16 protein-coding genes are annotated in these 20973 nt (G+C 51.5%); 6 read left to right on the plus strand and 10 right to left on the minus strand.

Annotated elements, in window-relative coordinates; genetic code table 11:
* Window positions 1-315: 315 nt before the first annotated feature.
* Window positions 316-948, plus strand: a complete 633-nt coding sequence (locus tag DCL27_RS12190; protein ID WP_035598003.1) for a hypothetical protein — start codon at window positions 316-318, stop codon at window positions 946-948.
* Between the two features lie 77 nt (window positions 949-1025).
* Here the strand turns inward: DCL27_RS12190 and pflB are convergent, their stop codons facing one another.
* From pflB to tdcA, 5 genes are all read right to left on the minus strand, one after another.
* Window positions 1026-3314, minus strand: coding sequence for a formate C-acetyltransferase (gene pflB, locus DCL27_RS12195; protein ID WP_005296703.1), 2289 nt, complete (start codon window positions 3312-3314; stop codon window positions 1026-1028).
* Between the two features lie 32 nt (window positions 3315-3346).
* Entirely contained in the window at window positions 3347-4555 is a 1209-nt protein-coding gene (gene tdcD, locus DCL27_RS12200; protein ID WP_228594434.1) for a propionate kinase, read from the minus strand.
* A gap of 32 nt (window positions 4556-4587) precedes the next feature.
* Complete coding sequence (gene tdcC, locus DCL27_RS12205; RefSeq protein ID WP_005283191.1) at window positions 4588-5919, minus strand: threonine/serine transporter TdcC; 1332 nt, start codon at window positions 5917-5919, stop codon at window positions 4588-4590.
* 21 nt (window positions 5920-5940) lie between these two features.
* Entirely contained in the window at window positions 5941-6930 is a 990-nt protein-coding gene (tdcB, locus tag DCL27_RS12210) for a bifunctional threonine ammonia-lyase/L-serine ammonia-lyase TdcB (protein ID WP_005283186.1), read from the minus strand.
* Between the two features lie 89 nt (window positions 6931-7019).
* On the minus strand, window positions 7020-7961 hold the full coding sequence (gene tdcA / locus DCL27_RS12215) for a transcriptional regulator TdcA (RefSeq protein WP_035598013.1): 942 nt from the start codon (window positions 7959-7961) through the stop codon (window positions 7020-7022).
* A gap of 953 nt (window positions 7962-8914) precedes the next feature.
* On the opposite strand from tdcA, the gene katG reads away from it, so the two are divergent.
* Complete coding sequence (gene katG, locus DCL27_RS12220) at window positions 8915-11089, plus strand: catalase/peroxidase HPI (RefSeq protein ID WP_005283179.1); 2175 nt, start codon at window positions 8915-8917, stop codon at window positions 11087-11089.
* A 426-nt stretch (window positions 11090-11515) separates the two neighbouring features.
* Here the strand turns inward: katG and DCL27_RS12225 are convergent, their stop codons facing one another.
* From DCL27_RS12225 to DCL27_RS12235, 3 genes are read right to left on the minus strand one after another with little or no spacing between them, the layout of a single operon-like run.
* A complete protein-coding gene (locus DCL27_RS12225; protein WP_035597999.1) occupies window positions 11516-11830 on the minus strand; it encodes a pentapeptide MXKDX repeat protein in 315 nt (104 codons plus the stop codon).
* 47 nt (window positions 11831-11877) lie between these two features.
* Complete coding sequence (locus DCL27_RS12230; RefSeq protein ID WP_035597996.1) at window positions 11878-12666, minus strand: molybdopterin-dependent oxidoreductase; 789 nt, start codon at window positions 12664-12666, stop codon at window positions 11878-11880.
* Between the two features lie 9 nt (window positions 12667-12675).
* On the minus strand, window positions 12676-13275 hold the full coding sequence (locus DCL27_RS12235; RefSeq protein ID WP_035597994.1) for a cytochrome b/b6 domain-containing protein: 600 nt from the start codon (window positions 13273-13275) through the stop codon (window positions 12676-12678).
* Between the two features lie 528 nt (window positions 13276-13803).
* Here DCL27_RS12235 and DCL27_RS12240 point away from each other — a divergent pair.
* The 3 genes from DCL27_RS12240 to DCL27_RS12250 all read left to right on the plus strand — a co-directional run bounded on the left by DCL27_RS12240 (window position 13804) and on the right by DCL27_RS12250 (window position 16894).
* On the plus strand, window positions 13804-14661 hold the full coding sequence (locus tag DCL27_RS12240) for a helix-turn-helix domain-containing protein (protein ID WP_005283164.1): 858 nt from the start codon (window positions 13804-13806) through the stop codon (window positions 14659-14661).
* Window positions 14662-14735: 74 nt separating this feature from the next.
* The gene (locus tag DCL27_RS12245) at window positions 14736-15293 is read left to right on the plus strand and encodes a LuxR C-terminal-related transcriptional regulator (protein WP_035597989.1); all 558 of its coding nucleotides are present in this window, start codon (window positions 14736-14738) and stop codon (window positions 15291-15293) included.
* A 335-nt stretch (window positions 15294-15628) separates the two neighbouring features.
* Complete coding sequence (locus tag DCL27_RS12250) at window positions 15629-16894, plus strand: nucleoside permease (protein ID WP_035597981.1); 1266 nt, start codon at window positions 15629-15631, stop codon at window positions 16892-16894.
* A 63-nt stretch (window positions 16895-16957) separates the two neighbouring features.
* On the opposite strand, the gene DCL27_RS12255 is transcribed toward DCL27_RS12250, so the two are convergent.
* Window positions 16958-18454, minus strand: coding sequence for a C69 family dipeptidase (locus DCL27_RS12255; RefSeq protein WP_005283154.1), 1497 nt, complete (start codon window positions 18452-18454; stop codon window positions 16958-16960).
* An 814-nt stretch (window positions 18455-19268) separates the two neighbouring features.
* Window positions 19269-19841 carry a hypothetical protein gene (locus tag DCL27_RS12260; protein ID WP_035597978.1) on the minus strand — a complete coding sequence of 191 codons (573 nt, stop codon included), beginning with the start codon at window positions 19839-19841 and terminating at the stop codon, window positions 19269-19271.
* A gap of 130 nt (window positions 19842-19971) precedes the next feature.
* On the opposite strand from DCL27_RS12260, the gene DCL27_RS12265 reads away from it, so the two are divergent.
* Window positions 19972-20862: a LysR substrate-binding domain-containing protein gene (locus DCL27_RS12265; protein WP_005283148.1), complete on the plus strand. Its 891-nt coding sequence runs from the start codon at window positions 19972-19974 to the stop codon at window positions 20860-20862.
* The last annotated feature ends 111 nt before the right edge of the window (window positions 20863-20973 follow it).

A 20973-nucleotide genomic window follows, 5' to 3' on the forward strand; every position in this document is an offset into this window, starting at 1 on the left:
GGAACGACATGGCTAGGCCACCCACCAGCCAACCTCGTCAGGAAACACCAACACCCCATGTCAAGCAATAAATATCAGCATATTAAATTCTGCTTACCTGTGTGTGTAACTGCATAACAGCCAAGTTATTAGCTATAAGAACAAAATAAATAAAATATAGAAAATAATAAAATACATTCACTTTAATAAACCAGAAAATAAAAATAACCGAAATGAATAATATGGAAAAGCCAGCCCAATCCAGTTATATCTCAAGATAAGGAGCCGTCCAGCGCAATACGCAACAAGCCGCGAATAAAAATAACAGAGTAGATAATGAAAATAACGATATCACTCGGTGATATATTCCTATTTATTATGATCATCGCGATCACACTCTATGCCATCTGGCTGCCGCCATCCGGCGAGCCCGCATGGTTAGCCTCATCGATTGACTATATTGAGCAGGGACAGGCGCTATGGCTCGCCTTTGTCGTGTTGTTTATCCCCTACCGTTGCTGGCGCGAACGGCTCGACGCGGGTGACCGCCGCTTCTGGTACTGGGCTACCCTATGGTGGCTCACCCTGTTAGGGCGCAGCATCAGTTGGGGGCGGTTCTATTTCCCCCATGGGCCACGGCTACTCTTTCATGGCATCGCTGCCCTACTGATCGCCGCACTGCTACTCTCGCTACTCTCCTCTCAGTTACGTCGTGCCATCGCCGCACGCTACCGTCTGCACCCGATCCCCATATGGCGTCTGGTGGCGGTAGTGTTAGCCTTCGCCGGTGCCGACGCCGTCGAGCATCAACGTGCGCTTGCCCACCCTCTCCTATCCAGTGCGAGCCCTTACCGAGATCTGATTGAAGAGTTATATGAATGCCCGTTTCTGATCGGCCTGTTTCTTATCACGTTGCACATGTTGAACCACGAGCGATATTTACGGCGACAACGCGCATCCAAGGCATAGAAAATAGAAAAAATGAGGCCGCCCAGAAGGACGGCTCCGCGACATAGACGACTCAACGACCGCCTCCACGCCAAGCGTTAGAAACAACGGGTAAAGGTACGTGAGATGACATCCTGCTGCTGCTCTCGCGTGAGCGCATTAAAACGCACGGCGTAACCCGATACGCGAATCGTCAGATTGGGGTAATTCTCTGGATGCGCGATCGCATCCAGTAACATCTCCCGATTCATCACATTCACGTTGAGATGTTGCCCCCCTTCCACCCCATCCTGATGGTGGAAGTAGCCATCCAATAGTCCCACCAGATTCGTCTTACGCGTCTCCTCCTCCTTGCCCAAGGCCTGCGGGACGATGGAGAAGGTATAAGAGATACCATCCTTGGCATAGGTAAAGGGCAACTTGGCCACCGAGGTCAATGAAGCCACGGCCCCGCAGCGATCGCGGCCATGCATCGGGTTAGCCCCCGGAGCAAACGGCATTCCCGCACGACGCCCATCGGGGGTATTACCGGTCTTCTGCCCATAGACCACGTTCGAGGTAATGGTCAGAATCGACTGCGTCGGCACCGCGTGGCGGTAGGTCGGCAACGCCTGAATCTTCTTCATGAAACGCTCCACCAGTTCGCAGGCAATCCGATCCGCGCGATCATCGTTATTGCCGTACTGCGGATACTCACCTTCAATGGCGAAGTCGATAGCCAGCCCCTGCTCATCACGAATCGGTCTCACCTTGGCGTACTTGATCGCGGAGAGGGAGTCTACCGCCACTGACAGGCCAGCGATGCCGCAAGCCATGGTGCGATACACATCGCGATCATGCAGCGCCATCAAGGCCGCCTCATAGCTGTATTTATCGTGCATATAATGGATCAGATTCAGCGCACTGATGTACTGTACCGCCAACCAATCCATAAAGTGATCGAGACTGGCGATCACCGTCTCATAATCCAGCACCTCATCCATCAACGGCGCCCGCTGCGGTCCGACCTGGATCTTCAGTTTTTCGTCGACGCCGCCATTGATCGCATACAACAGGGTCTTGGCCAGGTTGGCGCGAGCGCCAAAGAACTGCATCTGCTTGCCAATCACCATCGGACTGACACAACAGGCGATGGCATAGTCGTCGCTATTGAAGTCGGCGCGCATCAGATCGTCGTTTTCATACTGCAACGACGAGGTCTGAATAGAGAGACGCGCCGCATAACGTTTGAAATCTGGCGGTAACGACTCCGACCAGAGGATAGTCAGGTTCGGCTCAGGCGCGGGTCCCATAGTATGTAACGTGTGTAAGTAGCGGTACGAGGTGCGGCTCACCAGCGTGCGGCCATCGAGCCCCATTCCCCCGATCACCTCCGTCGCCCAGATCGGATCGCCCGAGAATAACGCATCAAACTCCGGCGTACGCAGGAAGCGCACCATGCGGATCTTCATGATGAAGTGATCAATCAGCTCCTGCGCCTGTACCTCGTTTAGCACCCCTTCACGCAGATCGCGTTCGAGGTAGATATCGAGGAAGGTTGCAGTCCGTCCGAGTGACATCGCCCCACCGTTCTGCGACTTCACCGCCGCCAAATAGGCGAAATAGAGCCACTGGATCGCCTCTTGAGCAGAGCGGGCCGGACGAGAAATATCATAGCCGTAGCTGGCCGCCATCTCCTGGATCTGCAATAAAGCGCGGCGTTGTTCCGCCAACTCTTCCCGCAGGCGGATCACCGCCTCCAGATCCTCGCCGCGTTCGAGTCGGGGCTGAAGATCGGCGAATTGCCACTCACGCTCACGCACCAAGTAGGCGATGCCATACAGCGCTACGCGGCGATAATCGCCGATGATGCGTCCACGGCCATACCCATCCGGCAGACCGGTCAGGATCCCCGATTTACGGCAGCGCAGCATCTCGGGTGAGTAGACGTCGAATACCCCCTGATTGTGCGTTTTCCGCAGATCGCTGAATAGGTATTCGAAGGCGGGATCCATCTCCCGACCATAAGCCTGGAACGCGCTGCGGATCATGTTGATCCCCCCGAAAGGGTGCAGTGCACGCTTGAGCGGTTGATCGGTCTGTAGACCAACGATGGTCTCCAGATCGCGCGTGATATAACCCGGAGCATGTGCCGTAATGGTGGTCGCGATATTGCTATCAAAATCGACCGGCGCATGGGTCGCATTCTCGACGCGGATCCCCGCCATCACCTTTTGCCATAATGCCGTCGTCGCTGACGTCGCCGGGGCCAAGAATGACTCGTCACCGTAATAAGGCGTATAGTTATTTTGAATGAAATCACGAACATTAATTTCGTTTTTCCACTCCGTACCGGCAAAACCGCGCCACGCATCGCTATCGATGCGCACTTCACTCTTCATATTCATGGAAAGACTCTCTTTAACCGACAAGCCAGTAACTAGGCATAGTGCGTAGCAGCCTGCATCGCCCCAAGACGTAAGGCATCGAGGGCGATCATCTTCTCTTCATTGGTCGGGATTACGGCGCAAGGCACGGCGGAGTCGTCACTCGACACCACGCGATTACCGGCGCTGGCGGACAGATTGTTGTGTGCCTCATTGACTCGGACGCCGAAAACCGCCAGGTGCTCCATCACCAAGCGCCGGACTAGCGCCGAGTTTTCACCGATACCCCCGGTAAAAATGATGCCATCGAGGCGATGTAGCGAAGCGGCATGTGCACCGATATGACGAGCGACGCGATGCACAAAGGTGCGGATCGCCAAGTAGGCGCGGCGATGGCCCGCCTGCGCCGCCTGCTCCAGCTCTCGGAGATCCGAAGATAAGCCGGAAATCCCCAGCAACCCCGACTCCGTATTGACCATCTGCGCGAGATCGGCGAGAGACTGCCCCGTCTGCTCGGCAATCCAGGCGAGAGCCCCGAAGTCAACGTCACCGCTACGCGTCCCCATCACTAACCCCTCCAGCGGCGTCATCCCCATAGAGGTGTCTACGCTACGCCCGTTACGCACCGCACACACGGAGGCTCCATTACCGAGATGGGCGATCACCAACCCCGAATCCGTTTCAGGGAGGCCCAATAACCCGAGGGCTTGATGTGCCACGTAGCGATGTGAGGTGCCATGAAACCCATAACGCCGGACGCCATACTCTTCGGCATAGCGGTAAGGCAGCGCATACAGCCACGCCTCTGGCTCCAGGGTCTGGTGAAAGCTGGTATCGAACACCGCAACTTGCGTCACACCTGGAAACAGGTGTCTAGCGGACTCTATGCCGCTCAGATTGGCGTAGTTATGCAGCGGAGCCAAGGGGGCGATCTGGCGGATCTGCGCCATCACGCTCTCATCGATGATCACCGACTGCTTAAAGAGGTTGCCGCCATGCGCGACCCGATGACCGATTAAAGAGACGCTATCGCTTAAATTACGCTTCTCCAACTCGGCAACAATGGCCGCCAAGGCCGGCTCATAGCCCTGTTGTGTCAGCTTAACGACCTCGCCGCCATTAACCGAGAGACGAGCATTTCCCCCGTTAATCCCCTCAGCTATCCCCGCGAGTAATAGCTCACAGCTCGTCGCATCGAGCACCGAAAACTTAATCGACGACGAGCCACTGTTAATCACCAGAACCACAGGAAACTCATGCATTGAATAACTCCCGCTATGTCGTTTGAAGAGCATTACAGCAACTGATAGACAATGTTCAGGATGGTGAGCAGGCCGATAATCGTGACGAAGTAGTTATCTACGTGGCCCTTATATTTCGACAGGGCTGGCACACGCCATACGGCATACATCGGTAGCAGACACAATAATGAGGCGATGATCGGCGCCCCCATCGCACCGATAAGATCCAGGATATTGGGGTTGATATAGGCGATGAACCACGTCGATCCCATGATGATCACCATGCTAAGCATGTTAAGTTTCTTCATCGGTACCTGGGCCTTATTACCGTGATAGCGGAACTTGATGATCAGACCGTTTAACCCCTCCAAGGTCCCCAGATAATGTCCAAAGAAGGATTTAAAAATAGCGACCAGCGCAATGATTGACGCGGCATACTCCAAAACGGTGGCATAGGTCGATTTCCCATCGCCCAACGAACTGAAGTGGTTAGCCAGATAAGAGAGGATCGGAATATTCTGTTGCTTGGCCTGTGCCATATCCTGAGGAGAAAGGGTAAACAGGCAACTGAAGGCAAAGAACATGACAACCACGACCATCAACACACTCGCGCGGGAGATAATCTGCGCGCACTTACGTTCGGTGAAGTCGCGGCCAAACTCGGTCTCATACTCCTCACGCTTCGAGACGACAAACGAGGAGACGATCGGTGAAAAGTTAAAGGAAAAGACCATGATGGCAATCCCTAACCAGACCGTCACCAGAATACCCTGGCCCCCCCACAGACTCAGGCTCTGCATATCGAAGCGGGTAAGCACATCGGAGGTCCAATAGGGGATCAGCGATAACGAAATAAGCACCAGGCTGGCGATGAAGGGAAAGACTAAATAGCTCATCACCTTAACCATCAGATCCTTACCGAAGTAGATAAAGAAAGCCATCAGCATCAGGATCAGTAATGCCACGAGACCTCGGTTAATCGCCGGCATATGGAGTTGATGCTCCCAGAAGGCGATAAAGGTATTGGTGATCGTCACCCCGTAAATCCATAGCAAGGGACAGATGGCAAAGAAATAAAGGAAGGTGATCACCACCCCGCCGGTAGGGCCAAAATGCTGATCGACGGTATCGGTAATATTATCCGATACGCCGCGTCCAGAGAGGCATAGGCGCGCCAACGCACGGTGACATAAAAAGGCGATGGGGAAAGCCAAGATCAACATAAAGATGATCGGTAATAAGCCGCCAATACCGGCGCTGATGGGGAAAAATAGTACCCCGGCACCGATAGCCGTACCGAATAACCCTAAAACCCAGCGTGTATCTGTTTTGCGCCAAGTCGTTGACTCAGCTTGACTCACGACGACACTGTCAGTGTTACTCATCGTTAATTCCTCTCAAAAGGATCAGGCATCCACCAGGCCGGTGATGTGGGAAACACGGGAGAGATCGATATTGCCGCCAGAGATCAGGCTGACGCTTTTCTTACCTTTGATATAGTGATCGAGTTTACCGCTCAGTAAGGCGGCAGAGGCCAACGCGCCAGCGCCCTCGGTAATCACCTTGTTACGCTGGATCAGCGCAACCATGCTGTTACGGATCTCCTCCTCACTCACCAACACCATGTCATCAACCAGTTCGCTAACGATGGTAAAGGGTAGGTTTCCGGGGCGAGAGACATCGCAACCATCGGCCAATGTGCCATTAGTCCGGTGCGACGTAATATCACCCGCGTAGTAAGAGGCCGCCATGCCGTGCACATTCTCTGACTGCACACCGATCACTCGAATGGTCGGGTTCACCGATTTAACCGCCAAAGCAATCCCGGCGATCAACCCCCCACCACCGACCGGGACAATCACGTTATCGACGTCGTAGAGATCCTCTAAAATCTCCAAACCAATCGTGCCTTGCCCGGCGATGACCAGCGCATCGTCATAGGGAGGAATAAATATCCGCCCCTCCATCTCGACGATCTCGCTCACCTTAGCGATGGTGTCGTTGAAGTTATTGCCGTGTAGCACGACCTCGGCAGAATAGTCACTGGTTGCGGCGACCTTCGATTTCGGCGCACAGGTCGGCATCACGACCTTGCCGTCAATACCGAGCATGGCGCAAGAGAGTGACACCCCCTGAGCATGGTTACCCGCCGAACACGCCACCACACCCTTTCGTCTCTCCTGCTCCGTTAGCGAGCAGAGTTTATTGAATGCGCCACGAATCTTAAATGACCCCGTACGTTGCATATTTTCAAACTTCAGAAATATCTCTCCCTGGCAGCGCTCGCTTAAATAGTTCGAGCGTGGCATGCCAGTTTTATATATCTTCCCCTGCAGACGATTTTTTGCCGCTTGAATATCGTCAATACTGACCGGAAGATCATAGGTAATATGCATGGTATCCTCACTAAGAGTAAATATATATTCAAAATTAACGACAATACTAAACTTACGGCTGACACTGGCCGCAAGCTATCCTGTAAAAGTTAATCGGCAATACTCGCCAAAGGTTTAAATTGTGCGCAATGACTCGGTGAATATTGCTTGGCCAGTTCGACCAGTAACGAAGCGGAGCGTTTAATTCGGTAGTTTTTCGACCAAATGGCAGCGTAATGCGCGATGGGTAAGCTATCTTCAATCGCCAGAGTGGTAAATTGATTGGAACCAAATGGTGAAGTCATATCGCAGGGGATCACGGTTAAGAAATTAGCATTCAATACCAAGTTATAAATGGTTACCACCGAGTCGGTTTTAATGATATTGGCGCTACTGACATGATGTTTTTGCAGGGTCATCAACAACTGCTTGTAATAACCCATATCCGTCTGTGGCAATACCCATTGCTCATCTTTTAAGGCATCGAGCGTGGTCGGTGAATGCGCACTGCGCGACTTATTGGCAACGACGACAAACTCCGATTCAAATAATGACTCGACATGTAAGTCTTGTAACTGCATATCATCACTCAAGGTGCCGATGGCGAAGTCTAAACGACCATCACGAATCGCCGGGAGAAAGGTGCAGAGTTGTGCCTCAAACATCGATACCTGCGCGCTCGGAAACACATCCTTAAAGATTTTAATCATGCTAGATAAGAAGGTGAAACCGATTAGAGAGGGAAAACCAAAAGCCACATCGACCACACTACTACAACTCAATCCATTGATCTCACTGACCATGTTTTTCATTTCACGGGTAATCGATTCGGCGTAGGAGAGCAGTACCTGCCCCGCGCTAGTTAGCGTTACGCCAGTATTTTTCCGCGTGATAATTTCAATGCCAAAGTACTCTTCCATTTCACTGATGGTTTTACTCACGGCTGGCTGTGAAATCCCCAAGCGCTTAGCCGCAGCACCGATTGAGCCACAACGAATCACCTCTTGGAAGACAACCAACTGCTGTGTTTTGGGCAGAATAAACGTATTCATGTTCATCGTACTTATTCCCTCAATCGGTGTAGTCAGACTCTACTAAATATAGATATTAGGGAGATGTGTTACTGCTCACAAATTATATCCAGCACGATTTGATACAAATATTTATCTCTTATAAATCAATTAAGTAAATAAAAAATAAAACACATTTATATGACACCAATCAAGAAAATAAAGGGGAATAACCTATGGTTATGGCAATAAATTTAATGCATGGCGACAAGCATAAACTTTTAACGCGTTGAGCATAGGATTCTCTTATTTAAGAAAAATGAATGGTGGATAAGAAAAAATAATATAGCACTTCTCGCGTTGCATTTTATCGCCACGAGGTAGGCCGCCCTCCTCCGGCAATCAGAGCAATGTCGACCCCGGCCCCCCTAGCGCATAGCTTAACCAAGTTTTATGCCAATAAAACCCACATAAATGCATACAAAAAATCATGTTTTCACATAAAAACAGATACTTTAACTGCGAACGAGGGAAAATCAGCAATTTGCTGTTTAATTGAACACGCCTATAACGGCCTTCCATCCCGACGACACAGGCCTCGACCAGGTAACGACCGCCGCTTCGTCAGCACCCCGACATCGAATATATTTTTATGATTTATAGCGAATTCCTGACTTCAGGACTACCCTTGCTGGGGGAGGAACCCTAACATCGAACGAAGCGACACCATACTCTGACGTTATTGGCTACCTTTCGGTTGTTCACCTCAATCGATAAACAAAGTAATTAATGGATTTAAATAGTGGTAAGGGCCTATCGAGACTTAAGAATCAATTGGCCATCCCTATTTCTGAAATTGAGTCTAGGCGCAATACAAATTTCAGTAGGCGGGTATAATGGCTACTGATTTATAGAAGGCAGTGCTCCATCACACAGTGCATTATTCGTAGTAATAGCCTGAGCGGTACTCCATAAATTTACTGAAGGTGCGAGAAATGGGAAACAAGAACGAATTTTCTGGCGGTAAATGCCCGGTCATGCATGGTGGCATGACGTCTTCGAGCATGTCTAAAAAAGACTGGTGGCCGAATGCCCTGAATCTGGATATCTTGCATCAGCATGATACCAAAACCAACCCGATGGGGAAGGACTTCAACTACCGAGAAGAGCTGAAGAAGCTGGATGTTGAAGCGCTGAAAAATGATGTGCGTGCACTGATGACCGATAGCCAACCTTGGTGGCCGGCTGACTGGGGTCACTATGGCGGCCTGATGGTACGTATGGCTTGGCACTCCGCCGGCTCTTATCGTACCGCCGATGGTCGTGGCGGTGCTGGCACCGGTAACCAACGTTTCGCTCCGCTCAACTCCTGGCCGGATAACGTTAACCTGGATAAAGCACGTCGTCTGCTGTGGCCGATCAAGAAAAAATACGGTAACAAAATCAGCTGGGCGGATCTGATCATTCTGGCTGGTACCATGGCTTATGAGTCCATGGGTCTGAAAACCTTCGGTTTCGCCTTTGGTCGTGAAGATATCTGGCACCCGGAAATCGATACCTATTGGGGTTCAGAGAAAGAGTGGCTGGCACCGAGCGGTAGCGAAGGCAGCCGTTACTCCGGCGAACGCGATCTGGAAAACCCGCTGGCCGCCGTTATGATGGGCCTGATCTACGTCAACCCGGAAGGGGTTGATGGTAATCCGGATCCGCAAAAAACCGCCAACGACGTGCGCGTGACCTTCGCCCGTATGGCGATGAATGATGAAGAAACGGTGGCACTGACTGCCGGTGGCCATACCGTCGGTAAATGCCACGGTAATGGTAGTGCCGCTAACTTGGGCGAAGCGCCAGAAGGTGCCGATCTGCAAGAGCAGGGCCTGGGTTGGATGAACCACACCTCACGCGGCATTGGCCGTGACACGGTAAGCAGCGGGATCGAAGGCGCCTGGACCTCTAACCCGACTCAGTGGGATAACGGCTACTTCGATATGCTGTTCGGTCATGAGTGGACCCTGACGAAGAGCCCGGCGGGTGCCTGGCAGTGGGTTCCGATCGATATCAAAGAAGAAGACATGCCGGCCGACGTTGAAGATCCGTCACGTCGTACCATCCCGATCATGACCGATGCGGATATGGCGATGAAAGTCGACCCGGCCTACCGTCAGATCGCCGAGCGTTTCCGCCAGGATCCGGCTTACTTCTCCGAAGTCTTCGCCCGTGCCTGGTTCAAACTGACCCACCGTGATCTGGGGCCGAAATCCCGTTATTTTGGTCCGGACGTACCGCAAGAAGACCTGATCTGGCAAGATCCGGTACCGGCTGGCCGCACGGATTACGATGTTGCCGCAGTGAAAGCCAAGATCGCAGCCAGTGGCCTGAGCATCGCCGACATGGTGAGCACCGCTTGGGATAGCGCCCGTACCTTCCGTGGTTCCGACAAACGCGGCGGCGCTAACGGCGCTCGTATTCGCCTGGCACCGCAGAAAGATTGGGAAGGCAACGAACCGGCTCGTCTGGCTAAGGTACTGAGCGTACTAGAGCCGATCGCCGCCGAATTCAACATTAGCGTCGCCGATGTGATCGTGCTGGCCGGTAATGTTGGTATTGAGCAGGCAGCGAAAGCGGCCGGTGTCGCGGTAGACGTTCCGTTTGCCCCGGGTCGTGGCGATGCATGCCAAGAGATGACCGATGAAGAATCGTTCGAAGTTCTAGAGCCGCTGTCCGATGGCTTCCGCAACTGGCTGAAGAAAGACTATGTCGTCAGCGCCGAAGAGATGTTGCTGGATCGCGCTCAACTGCTGGGCCTGACCGCCTGTGAAATGACGGTCTTGGTTGGCGGGATGCGCGTACTGGGTGCCAACTATGCCGGTAGCCAAGACGGCGTCTTCACTGACCGTGTCGGCGTCCTGAGCAACGACTTCTTCGTTAACCTGACGGATATGGCCTACACCTGGAAGCCGACCGGTAGCAATCTGTATGAAATCTGCAATCGTGCTGACGGTACCAAGAAATGGACTGCTAGCCGTGTAGACTTGGTCTTCGGTTCCAACTCTATCCTGCGTGCCTATGCCGAGGTTTACGCACAGGACGACAATAAAGAGAAGTTTGTCCGTGACTTTATCGCCGCCTGGAACAAGGTTATGAACGCTGATCGCTACGATCTGCGCTAAGTTAGGGCAACCACGTTTAACCTTATCCGGTTAATCTGATCCAAGCGGGCAGCAACGCTGCCCGCTTACTTTTTCCTCGTCGTACTGAGTCTTACTGCGCACACAAACGTTCCCTTCTCGCTCTACCCGCCGCTCGCTGGCCTCTTCCGCACGCCTCACCCATAACACGCGATAACATGAAGATTCAGCCTTCTCATGTGGCGATCTTGGCTCCCTAGATGCGCCGAGCGATCACCGGCCCCTCGCACTACGTCACTCTCCCCATACCCAGCCGATTCGCCCGCTAACCGGCATAAGACGCGTTGACATCGCCGCGCGAGTCCAGCCTATATCGCACGCCGCCGTCTCCCGACCAGATAAAAAAATACGCCGGCAACCGCATGGCGCCAGCGTCTGTTATTTCCGCTCCGTCCAACAACGCGAGGCTTACATTCCCTCGTTCATCTTATCCTTGCTCATGCCATCGTGGGACATCGCATCCTGTTTCTTCATCGGAGCCTTGCCCATGCCATCGTGGGACATCGCGTCCTGCTTCTTCATCGGAGCCTTACTCATGCCATCGTGGGACATGGGCGCCTTTTTCTTCATCTTATCCTGACTCATCCCCTCGTGAGACATGGCACGCTCCTGCTTCATGCCATCGTGCCCCATTGCATCCTTCGCCATGCTATCTGCCGCATACGCGGCAGAGAAAGCCATCAGCAAGGAGCCAGCCAATACGGTTGCGAGTATTTTTTTCATGTTTACTTCCTTTAGTGATTTCTCGGTGAATAGGAGTAGCGAGCCGATCAACTACCGCCAAACCAGTTGTAGCCCTGATCTTCCCAATAACCGCCGGGAAAGCGGTTCGTAACGTCGATGGCAACAATCTGTTTTGGATTTTTGTAACCCAGCTTGGTCGGAATACGTAATTTCAACGGATAGCCATACTCCGGGGGTAATATCTGACCATCCCAGCTCAACGCCAGGATCGTCTGCGGGTGTAATGCGGAGGCCATATCGATACTGGTGTAGTAGTCATCGGCACAGCGAAAACTGACATATTGCGCGCGCCTGTCGGCGCCGATCAGTTGTAGAAAGTCGCGCAGCCGTACGCCTCCCCAACGGCCGATGGCGCTCCAGCCCTCGACGCAGATATGGCGAGTAATCTGTTCGTACTGCGTCAGACGATACAGTGCCGGTAAACGCCAACTGCGCTTATCACCCACCAACCCATGAATGGTTAGTTGGTAATCGTCAGCGACAATCTGGGGAATCGCCTCTGCTGTGTAAAAGGCATTAAAGGGAAAGGGGCGCGTTATTTCGGCTTGCGTATACTCAGGCGCTAAACGCTGACCGTTAAAGAGCCAGCCCTGCACGCGATCGTTGAAGCGCGACATCCGACTCAATACATTCTCGACATCAGGGTTATCACTGAGATCACAGCCCGTGAGCATGGCGATTCCCCCCAAGGTCAATCCCTGCCGTAAGAAGCGGCGGCGGGTCGATCCAGACAAACGCGCCGCGACTAGGCGCTGGGCGTCCTGGATGAGTAGTCGGGCATCACTCGCCGACAAATCGATAGACTGCTTATTCATCGTTACTCCTCAGCGACCCCGGATCATCGCAACCAATGTCTTCGGCACCAGTGCCACCATCAGTAGATGCAACACAAGAAAAACACAGAGCACAGTCATGGCATAAAAATGGATATAACGCGCCACTTCATACCCACCGAATAAAGTTCGTAACAGCGGAAACTGTACCGACTTCCACAGCACCAAGCCGGAAAGCACCAGTATTAAGGCCGCCAAGATGGCGACGAGATAGGCACACTTCTGCACGGCGTTGTAATGGTAAGGGTCACGATGAGACAAGCGCCCACGTAAGGCCTCGACCATATCGTGGCCGATCTGCCGTAATGAGAGGGGCCAGAAACGCTGGCGCCAGCGAGCGGTCAACAGATTGAGGGCCAGATACACGGCCCCGTTTATCACCAGCAGCCACATCGCGGCGAAATGCCACTGTAAAGCGCCACCGAGCCATCCCCCCAAGGTATACGCGCGAGGAAAAGAGAAATTAAATAGCGGTGACGCATCGTAAATGCGCCACCCACTGAAGATCATCAAGACGATAGCGCAAGCATTAATCCAGTGACAGACACGTAGCCATAGCGGGTGAATCGGCCGCGAGCGAGTCTCTTTCATCTTGTTATTCCTATGGCATCGGGTGTTTTTCACTCTACGCCATCGCTGAGGAAAAAATCCTTAAACAAAACGTGATAACTTCTTGCATAAAGATTGCATACATCAATATTTGATAGCCGCGGATAACCCCACTTCAGCCGATCGCTCCCACGACTAACGTCGTTATTCCACCCGCCATACATTGCGCCTAGAGCGCTGGCAGAATCACGCAAAGATCGCCCTGCACTAGCAAAAAATGGCCGATAACAATACTGCTCTCACCCGGTTATTGGGCCTCAACATAGAGCAGAACCAAATCCACACAATAATTATATATTTATCGCCAAGTGCGATATTAATATCGTTCTCCAATGGACTATCATCCTCATAGCAATAGAGAATTTATTTTATGTTTTATCTAAATAAATTTTATCTACAGACTATGCATAAAAAGCTAAGTTTCACAACAAAATAATTGTTACCATCTTGTAAAGTGCTGATGTTGCACTGTGCTATGCAGCGCCTCAGTTGTTACTCAAGGAAATAAAAATGATGAAGGAGATCATTATAAGCTCAATGGTGAACTGGATAGAGGAGAATAGCGATAAAAATATCACAATTGATGATTTATCTATCGTGACTGGATACTCTAACCGCAGCCTGCATAACTTTTTTAAAGAAAAGTACAATATCACCCTGGGGAAATATATCCGGCAACGTCGACTCAGTCGCTCAGCGATGCTCTTGCGGCTCACCTCACAATCGATTACACACATTGCACTCAGTTCAGGATTCGATTCGGTGCAATCGTATAGTCGAGAGTTTAAAAAGGCTTTTGGCCTGAATCCACGAGACTACCGGCGTAACAAAACATGGTATCTCGCTAAGTTACAGCCTAAACTCCCTTTAGGTTCACATGAGAGTATTAGATTCGATATCTGCTGGCTTCCCTATAAACGACTCATTGGGCAGCAGAGTAACTATCAACTATCCACCAGTAAGTTACCTGCGATCATCAGCCCACAGAAAGGACTGCGGATCCTCAAGGCGATGCGACAATGGCGACAGGATATCTATTGCACATCATCCTTCGCGCCCTGCCATAAGAGAGATGACGCCATTGCCATATCCAGCTTTATTGGTATTCAAGGTGACAAAGTACCATCATCTGACGGTATGATGATATCCAGCTGTATCGAGCCAGGTAAATATATCAAGTTTGACTTTACTGGTAATTGGGAACAATACCAAGTCTTCTCTCTTCGCCTGTATATGGAAGTTTTAAGCAAACACGCTTTTGTTAGAAGAATTGGGCATGACATTGAACGCTTTAGCTATATTAACGAGTCGGACACGGATCAGACGGTGCAAAAAATAAAATTAGAGCACTATATCCCGATAGAGTAAAACAGAGGCCAGCACCAGGGCTATCTCTCATTAGCATTACTTACAATAATTAGAGTGAATTAATCGAGGTTATCATGCTTGATTTTATTGGCATTCCAAAATTTTATGCTGTTAGCTTGCGGCGACTCATCGAGGATCTCAGTCACGAGTGTCAGCGATCATTTAACATTACATTTATTGATAAAGATTTTGCCTATACCAGGTGCCTATGCATGCTCTCTGATGAAAGCACTATGCTGTATATTGGCAAAAAGTATCAGCATGATGAGAGTAGTAAATATATTTATTACAACGATCCATTAGATGATGTGAAAGGTAAAATCATTGCACAGTATAGCATTACACAGAATACGAGCATCTGTAAGTATTGCATCATGATGGAGTCGCTTAGTTCTATAGAGAAAAGACTACTGTGTTACATCAAGTCAGATTACAGCATCCACGCAATTGCTAAGCAATTCTCGCTAAATCGAAAGACAATTTACAGTATGAAAAGCAATATTTTTCAAAAATTAAAATTTAAAAATAAGATAGCGTATTACAACTGGATCAATCAGGTTAAGTTAGCGCCAAAAAAAATAGTCATACCAACATTAGCATCCCGGGCTCAGACATCAAGACGTGGTGGATAACCATAGGCCGATGCGCACGACGCCGCTGGCGCTCCTGTACCGATTGAGAGTACGCCTTTAGGCGGAGGGCATTCACTCGACACGCAATCACATGGCTTGAGCTCCGGCACGTTCAGCGAGCCCAACGGAAAGGCGACGCACACACAGAAAAATACCCAGTGATGATAAAAATGTAATCCTATCCTTCCCTTACCGCGGACGCTGCCCCGTAACGAGGCACCTTCAGCCAACCGACTCAGCACGCAATCATCGGATAAGTGGATTAATCAGATATCTAACCTATCAATACCGATGCTATTGTTACGGGTTCTCTACTGCTGCCGAAGGATCGCGCAATGAAGACTACAGCGAAGCTGTCGCTGATGATGTTTATGGAATGGTTTATTTGGGGGGCCTGGTTCGTCCCGCTATGGCTATGGCTACATAAAAATGGTTTTAGCGCCGGCGAGATCGGCTGGTCCTATGCCTGTACGGCGATTGCTGCCATCTTATCTCCGATCCTGATCGGCTCGCTGACCGATCGTTTCTTCTCGGCACAGAAGGTTCTGGCCGTGTTGATGTTGCTCGGCGCGCTTCTGATCTATCTGGCTGCACAGCAGACCCACTTTAGCGGCTTCTTTCCGCTATTACTGGCCTACTCGCTGACCTATATGCCTACCATCGCATTGACCAACAGCATCGCCTTCGCGAATGTCGCCGATGTTGAGCGTGACTTTCCACGCATCCGAGTCATGGGCACGCTCGGCTGGATCGGCTCCGGCCTCGTCTGCGGCTTCCTCCCGTCGTTATTGGGTTACGCCGATATCTCCGCTACCCATATCCCTTTGCTGATCACCGCCGCCAGCTCCGTCCTACTCGGCCTCTTCGCCCTCACTCTCCCCGATACGCCCCCACAACGCCGTGGCCGGCTGAACATGAAGGTCATGCTCGGCCTGGACGCCTTGGTACTGCTGCGCGATAAAAACTTCCTGGTCTTCTTTGTCTGCTCATTCCTCTTTGCAATGCCACTGGCGTTCTATTACATCTTTGCGAACGGCTATCTGACCGAAGTGGGCATGAGGAACGCGACGGGATGGATGACGCTCGGCCAATTTTCCGAAATCTTCTTCATGCTGGCCCTGCCCTTCTTCACCCGGCGTTTCGGCATCAAGCGGGTACTACTGTTAGGGTTACTCACCGCGGCCATGCGTTATGGTTTCTTCATCTATGGCGGCGTCGATCACTTATTCAGCTATGCGCTACTCTTCCTCGGCATCCTGCTACACGGTGTCAGCTATGATTTCTACTACGTCACGGCCTATATCTACGTCGACAAAAAGGCACCGGCGCATATGCGTACCGCCGCACAGGGACTGATTACGCTATGCTGCCAAGGATTTGGCAGTTTGCTCGGCTACCGCCTCGGCGGCGTCATGATGGAGAAAATGTTTGCCTACCCCGAGCCCATCAATGGCCTGACTTTTGATTGGACCGGTATGTGGACCTTTGGCGCCTTGATGATCCTCGTCATCGCCCTGCTGTTTATGCTGCTGTTCCGCGAATCGGATCAGGAGATTGTGGCGATTGAGGAGCCGCGGCCAGTGCAGGAAGAGGGGCGATAACCCTCTGCGAAAAGAGCGGCTGGCACACTCCCCGATGCGCCAGCCGATTGCTGAGATTAGGACTCAGTCCTTCTTCGTTGCGTTAGAAAAGAAAATATCGGACTGAATATCTTTGGTACGGATAGTAAAAAGCTGATTGGTCAGATCGTCCGTCAGTTTTTCGGCATCGGCCATAATCCGTAGGTTAAAGTCATTTAGCATCTTATCGGCGGCCGGTTTATTCGTTTTCGCCATTTGCAGATATTTCGCCTCAACCTCTTGTTGCTCCTTCGCAACCTTATCCTCCCACGCCTGGTACGCTTTCTTAACGATAGGGGCGAGCTTCGGATAATCCGTCATGGTCAGCGTCTGTAGCTTACGGTATTTCCAATAGATAGACTTATCATCCGCTTTATCCGTCCCTATCGAGTAATTCGCCGGATAGGCTTTCAATCCACTGTAATACGGCACAAATGCGGTCAGATCGGCCATCCCTAAGCCAACATAGGTCGTTTCGCCGATCTCTTTTGGCAGCCAGGGGCGAACCTGCATCACGTGTGACTCATAGGTACGGAATACACTCACCGGGCGCCAAGGCTCTTTGCCGTTCAATCCATTCGTGTAGGGGTCGTGTGCCGTGCCTTCATAGTGGCTACGCAACACCGCTTTCACCTCATTCAAGGTCATTTTATGTTCTGGCGTCATAAAGACGGGGAACTGGCGACCGTCAGCCACATCCTGTTTGACGGAAGGATTAAACATCTTCTGGATACTCCAAACGCGGGGATCGTTATAGTTACGATCACGCTCATCATCACGCGTATACACTTTAGAGAAGTTAAATTTCCCGTCGCGCTCCGGATTATAAAGCCCTTTTTCGCTAGCAAACGAAATAAGGGATTTGGAGGCCATCATGTCTGGATTTTTCGGGTCGTAATCCTGCAAGCGACCTTGGTTACCTGTAGCAAAATACTGGTTATTCGGTAGGCGTTGTGCCATCCACTGATGGCCGGTGCCGGTTTCCAGATACCAGATTTCGTTCTTGTCCACCACGGCCACACCAAATCCCTCTCCCGCGCCGGTGGTTTCGATAATATTCCCCAGTAAAGCGACGGCATCACGCGCCGTTTTCGACTGAGATAACAGAATATCGGGGATATCGTCTTCGGTGATGCCTTTATCTTTTACATAGGGGTCAAAGGCCAAGGCTTTTGGCGAGGCGAAAATAGACTCGGTGCCACTGACGCCAACCCCCAACTCGTTAAAACCGGTCGCGCCATGTAACTGCGTTTTCCAGTTGGGTACCGTGGTATAGCGCAAGGAGTTTTTGGGTAAAGGCCAGGTAAAATCATTCGCACCGTTATGTGCTTTGGTACTGTATACGCCGGTCTGATTCTGTTTCGCCGGATGAATCACGAAGTGTTGTGCTTTCAGCGCATCGCTGTCTGCACTCCGCGCAACCAACATGGAGCCATCTGCCGACGCCTCATTGCCCACCAACAACGTCGTACACGCAAAACCGGAAGACACCGTGGCCAAGCTAACTGAAAGTGCAATCAGACACTTTTTAAACGCAAACATTACGTATCCCTCATCATTACGCTATAAGACACCGGAAACACACCATTTCCTTAAATACGGAGACTGACGTCGTCCGCCAGAGAGATAAACGCCCCTGTCCACGTTTTCTCCAAATATCTGCTCACGCCTTAGCGTCTTTTAGATAGCATGCACTATCTATTTCGCTATTTTATTACGCAGCCAATACCGAGGTATGCAGGATGTTTCACGAACTGAAATTGAGAATAGCAATAGCTTATAGTGAGATTCAGTGACACTCTTCGCGAATTCAGATAATAAAAGTAAAGCGAGTTTATGGCTCACCCGCGGTAAAACATCACCAGGAAACACATACGATTAAAGAAGAACCTCCCAGCGTTTAATATAATGGTCACCTAGCAATATCAATTGATTAACCCCATATAACCCCAGCAGAGTCTGACGCCCCCCCGGTGATAGCGATATCCCAAGCCTCCTCACACATTTTTTCCTATTAACCTAGTAAGGAAATAAATTCCCGCATGGTTACATCTATGTAAATCATACTGCTATTAAGCGGCGTAAGTTAGGCGACTGTCCTACCATGCTGCCGCCTCCCTTATTTATTTTGGTGCATTGATAACCGATAGAGTTCACCACACCCAACGTTAACCATTGATTAATACTCGATTTACTTATCGTCTTATTCCGTAGAACATTTCATTCTTGAAAAGAATGAGTGACGAATTATCGCGCCACGCTGACAGCAGAAAAGAGTGGCGGCCGCGCTATAAGCAAAGCTTTTATTTGAATAACACGCATCAGATATCTTCAGGTAGCTGGGCTATAAATTAACTTATTTTAAATCCTGCTCACGGACCTTCACCAGTACCCCCCCCAGTAACGCCAGATCGACCAGCACCGCCAGTGCGTAAGCGAAACCGCCTCTTCCCACCTCGGCGTAGTGATGGGTTAGCAGGGTCGCCAGGGTGATAACAACGATGCTGACGAGCGTCACCGCATGCGCCATCATCCCCTGCGCCTTTTTTTCTACGTCATTATTTCGCCAAGCGATACCCAGCCCTAATCCCGCCATCACGACCCCAGGCACGAACTCCAGCCAGTCGCATGCACCATTCCAAGCGATTAATAACAACAGCCAACCCGCCGCCGACAGCAAAAAGGCATAACGCGCTATCGCAAGGCAGTAACGCGCTGGCCAGGGTTGCCAACGAGTGAGGAGATGACCCGCGATAAAGGCAGCCATCAATGCAAGAAGCAATACCAGACAACCGACAACGCCCAATACGGCAGATACATCCAATAACAAGGCTCCCGCGGCGATGACGCTACTCAGCGCGATAATCTGCGTGCGCCGATCAGCACCCGTTGTCGCCCTCGCGGTATGTGGATTCAGGCAAATACTCATTTTCGCTCCAGATATTCTCATACACTGATGAATTAAATTCAGTGTTAACATAACTCGCCGGTAGCCTACCTCCAATATAATCAGCCAGACAAACGCATAGATTTCAGCCATAGATGAGAAAAACTCAGCCATGAAAAAAAACCGCCTCCCGCCGCTAGGGGCGCTGCGCGCCTTTCACGCCGTTGCCCACTGCCACAGCTTTAAACGCGCGGCTGACCTGTTGGGCGTCAGCGCGACGGCGGTGAGTCATCAGATCAGGCTCCTGGAGTCGGTGCTGGAGTGCCGGGTCTGTGAGCGCAGCGCCCAGGGCGTAACGCTTACTGCCAGCGGCGAAATCCTTTTTGCCGGAACTCAGCGTGCGTTTAGTGCACTGGAAGATGCCACCGAGCAAATTGTCCATTCTCAGCCGTCGCCATCGCTGACCGTCACCACCACCTCCAATTTTTTAACGCATTGGCTGGTACCACGCTTGGCGGAATTTAAAGCGGAGCTTCCCGCCATCGATCTGCGACTGCATACCAGCATCGAGCGTGTGGACCTCAAGCAGCGCGGCGTGGATGTCGCCATTCGCTATCGTGAAACGCCGGAGTGCGATCTGCATTGCACCTTGCTGTACGAAGACCGTTTTATCGTCGTCGCCAGCCCGACACTGGCCATTACCCGGATCGAGGATTTACGTAATGTAACCCTATTCCATGTCGAACATCGCCACGTGCCGGCCGATTCGCCGAGCTGGGAAAACTGGCAGCGCCGCTACGGGCCAGCGCAGCTGAATATTGACTCAGGATTAACCTTCAGCGACGAGACGCACGCGCTACAGGCGGCGGTTGCGGGCCAGGGCGTGGTCATTGCCAGCGAGTTGCTGGCGCGGGATCTCCTGCAGCGCGGGGTATTGTCGGCACCCTTCACGATGTCGCTACCCGGCGCAAACTACTATCTGGTCACGACGCAACAGATGGCGCAGCGCGCCGATATCGCGGCACTGCGTGACTGGCTGCTGCGGCATATGGCGTTTTTCTAAGGAGATATCCGGGGTGTGTGGTCATGGCACCCGTGGGCGATGCTGAGCTTCCGCTTTGCCACGGGGCGATCCCTATTGCTGGATGAGGCGAGATCTGATGCTGCCACTCCG

Source organism: Edwardsiella tarda ATCC 15947 = NBRC 105688 (genome assembly GCF_003113495.2).
In the GTDB taxonomy this organism is placed as follows: domain Bacteria; phylum Pseudomonadota; class Gammaproteobacteria; order Enterobacterales; family Enterobacteriaceae; genus Edwardsiella; species Edwardsiella tarda.

Bases quoted from the DNA above. Each gene is read 5' to 3' on its own strand.
- pflB (WP_005296703.1), bottom strand. From the start codon at position 3,314: ATGAATATGAAGAGTGAAGTGCGCATCGATAGCGATGCGTGGCGCGGT.
- katG (WP_005283179.1), top strand. From the start codon at position 8,915: ATGGGAAACAAGAACGAATTTTCTGGCGGTAAATGCCCGGTCATGCAT.
- DCL27_RS12265 (WP_005283148.1), top strand. From the start codon at position 19,972: ATGAAAAAAAACCGCCTCCCGCCGCTAGGGGCGCTGCGCGCCTTTCAC.
- DCL27_RS12260 (WP_035597978.1), bottom strand. From the start codon at position 19,841: ATGAGTATTTGCCTGAATCCACATACCGCGAGGGCGACAACGGGTGCT.
- DCL27_RS12250 (WP_035597981.1), top strand. From the start codon at position 15,629: ATGAAGACTACAGCGAAGCTGTCGCTGATGATGTTTATGGAATGGTTT.
- DCL27_RS12240 (WP_005283164.1), top strand. From the start codon at position 13,804: ATGATGAAGGAGATCATTATAAGCTCAATGGTGAACTGGATAGAGGAG.
- tdcB (WP_005283186.1), bottom strand. From the start codon at position 6,930: ATGCATATTACCTATGATCTTCCGGTCAGTATTGACGATATTCAAGCG.
- DCL27_RS12190 (WP_035598003.1), top strand. From the start codon at position 316: ATGAAAATAACGATATCACTCGGTGATATATTCCTATTTATTATGATC.
- tdcD (WP_228594434.1), bottom strand. From the start codon at position 4,555: ATGCATGAGTTTCCTGTGGTTCTGGTGATTAACAGTGGCTCGTCGTCG.
- tdcA (WP_035598013.1), bottom strand. From the start codon at position 7,961: ATGAATACGTTTATTCTGCCCAAAACACAGCAGTTGGTTGTCTTCCAA.
- DCL27_RS12245 (WP_035597989.1), top strand. From the start codon at position 14,736: ATGCTTGATTTTATTGGCATTCCAAAATTTTATGCTGTTAGCTTGCGG.
- DCL27_RS12225 (WP_035597999.1), bottom strand. From the start codon at position 11,830: ATGAAAAAAATACTCGCAACCGTATTGGCTGGCTCCTTGCTGATGGCT.
- DCL27_RS12235 (WP_035597994.1), bottom strand. From the start codon at position 13,275: ATGAAAGAGACTCGCTCGCGGCCGATTCACCCGCTATGGCTACGTGTC.
- DCL27_RS12255 (WP_005283154.1), bottom strand. From the start codon at position 18,454: ATGTTTGCGTTTAAAAAGTGTCTGATTGCACTTTCAGTTAGCTTGGCC.
- DCL27_RS12230 (WP_035597996.1), bottom strand. From the start codon at position 12,666: ATGAATAAGCAGTCTATCGATTTGTCGGCGAGTGATGCCCGACTACTC.
- tdcC (WP_005283191.1), bottom strand. From the start codon at position 5,919: ATGAGTAACACTGACAGTGTCGTCGTGAGTCAAGCTGAGTCAACGACT.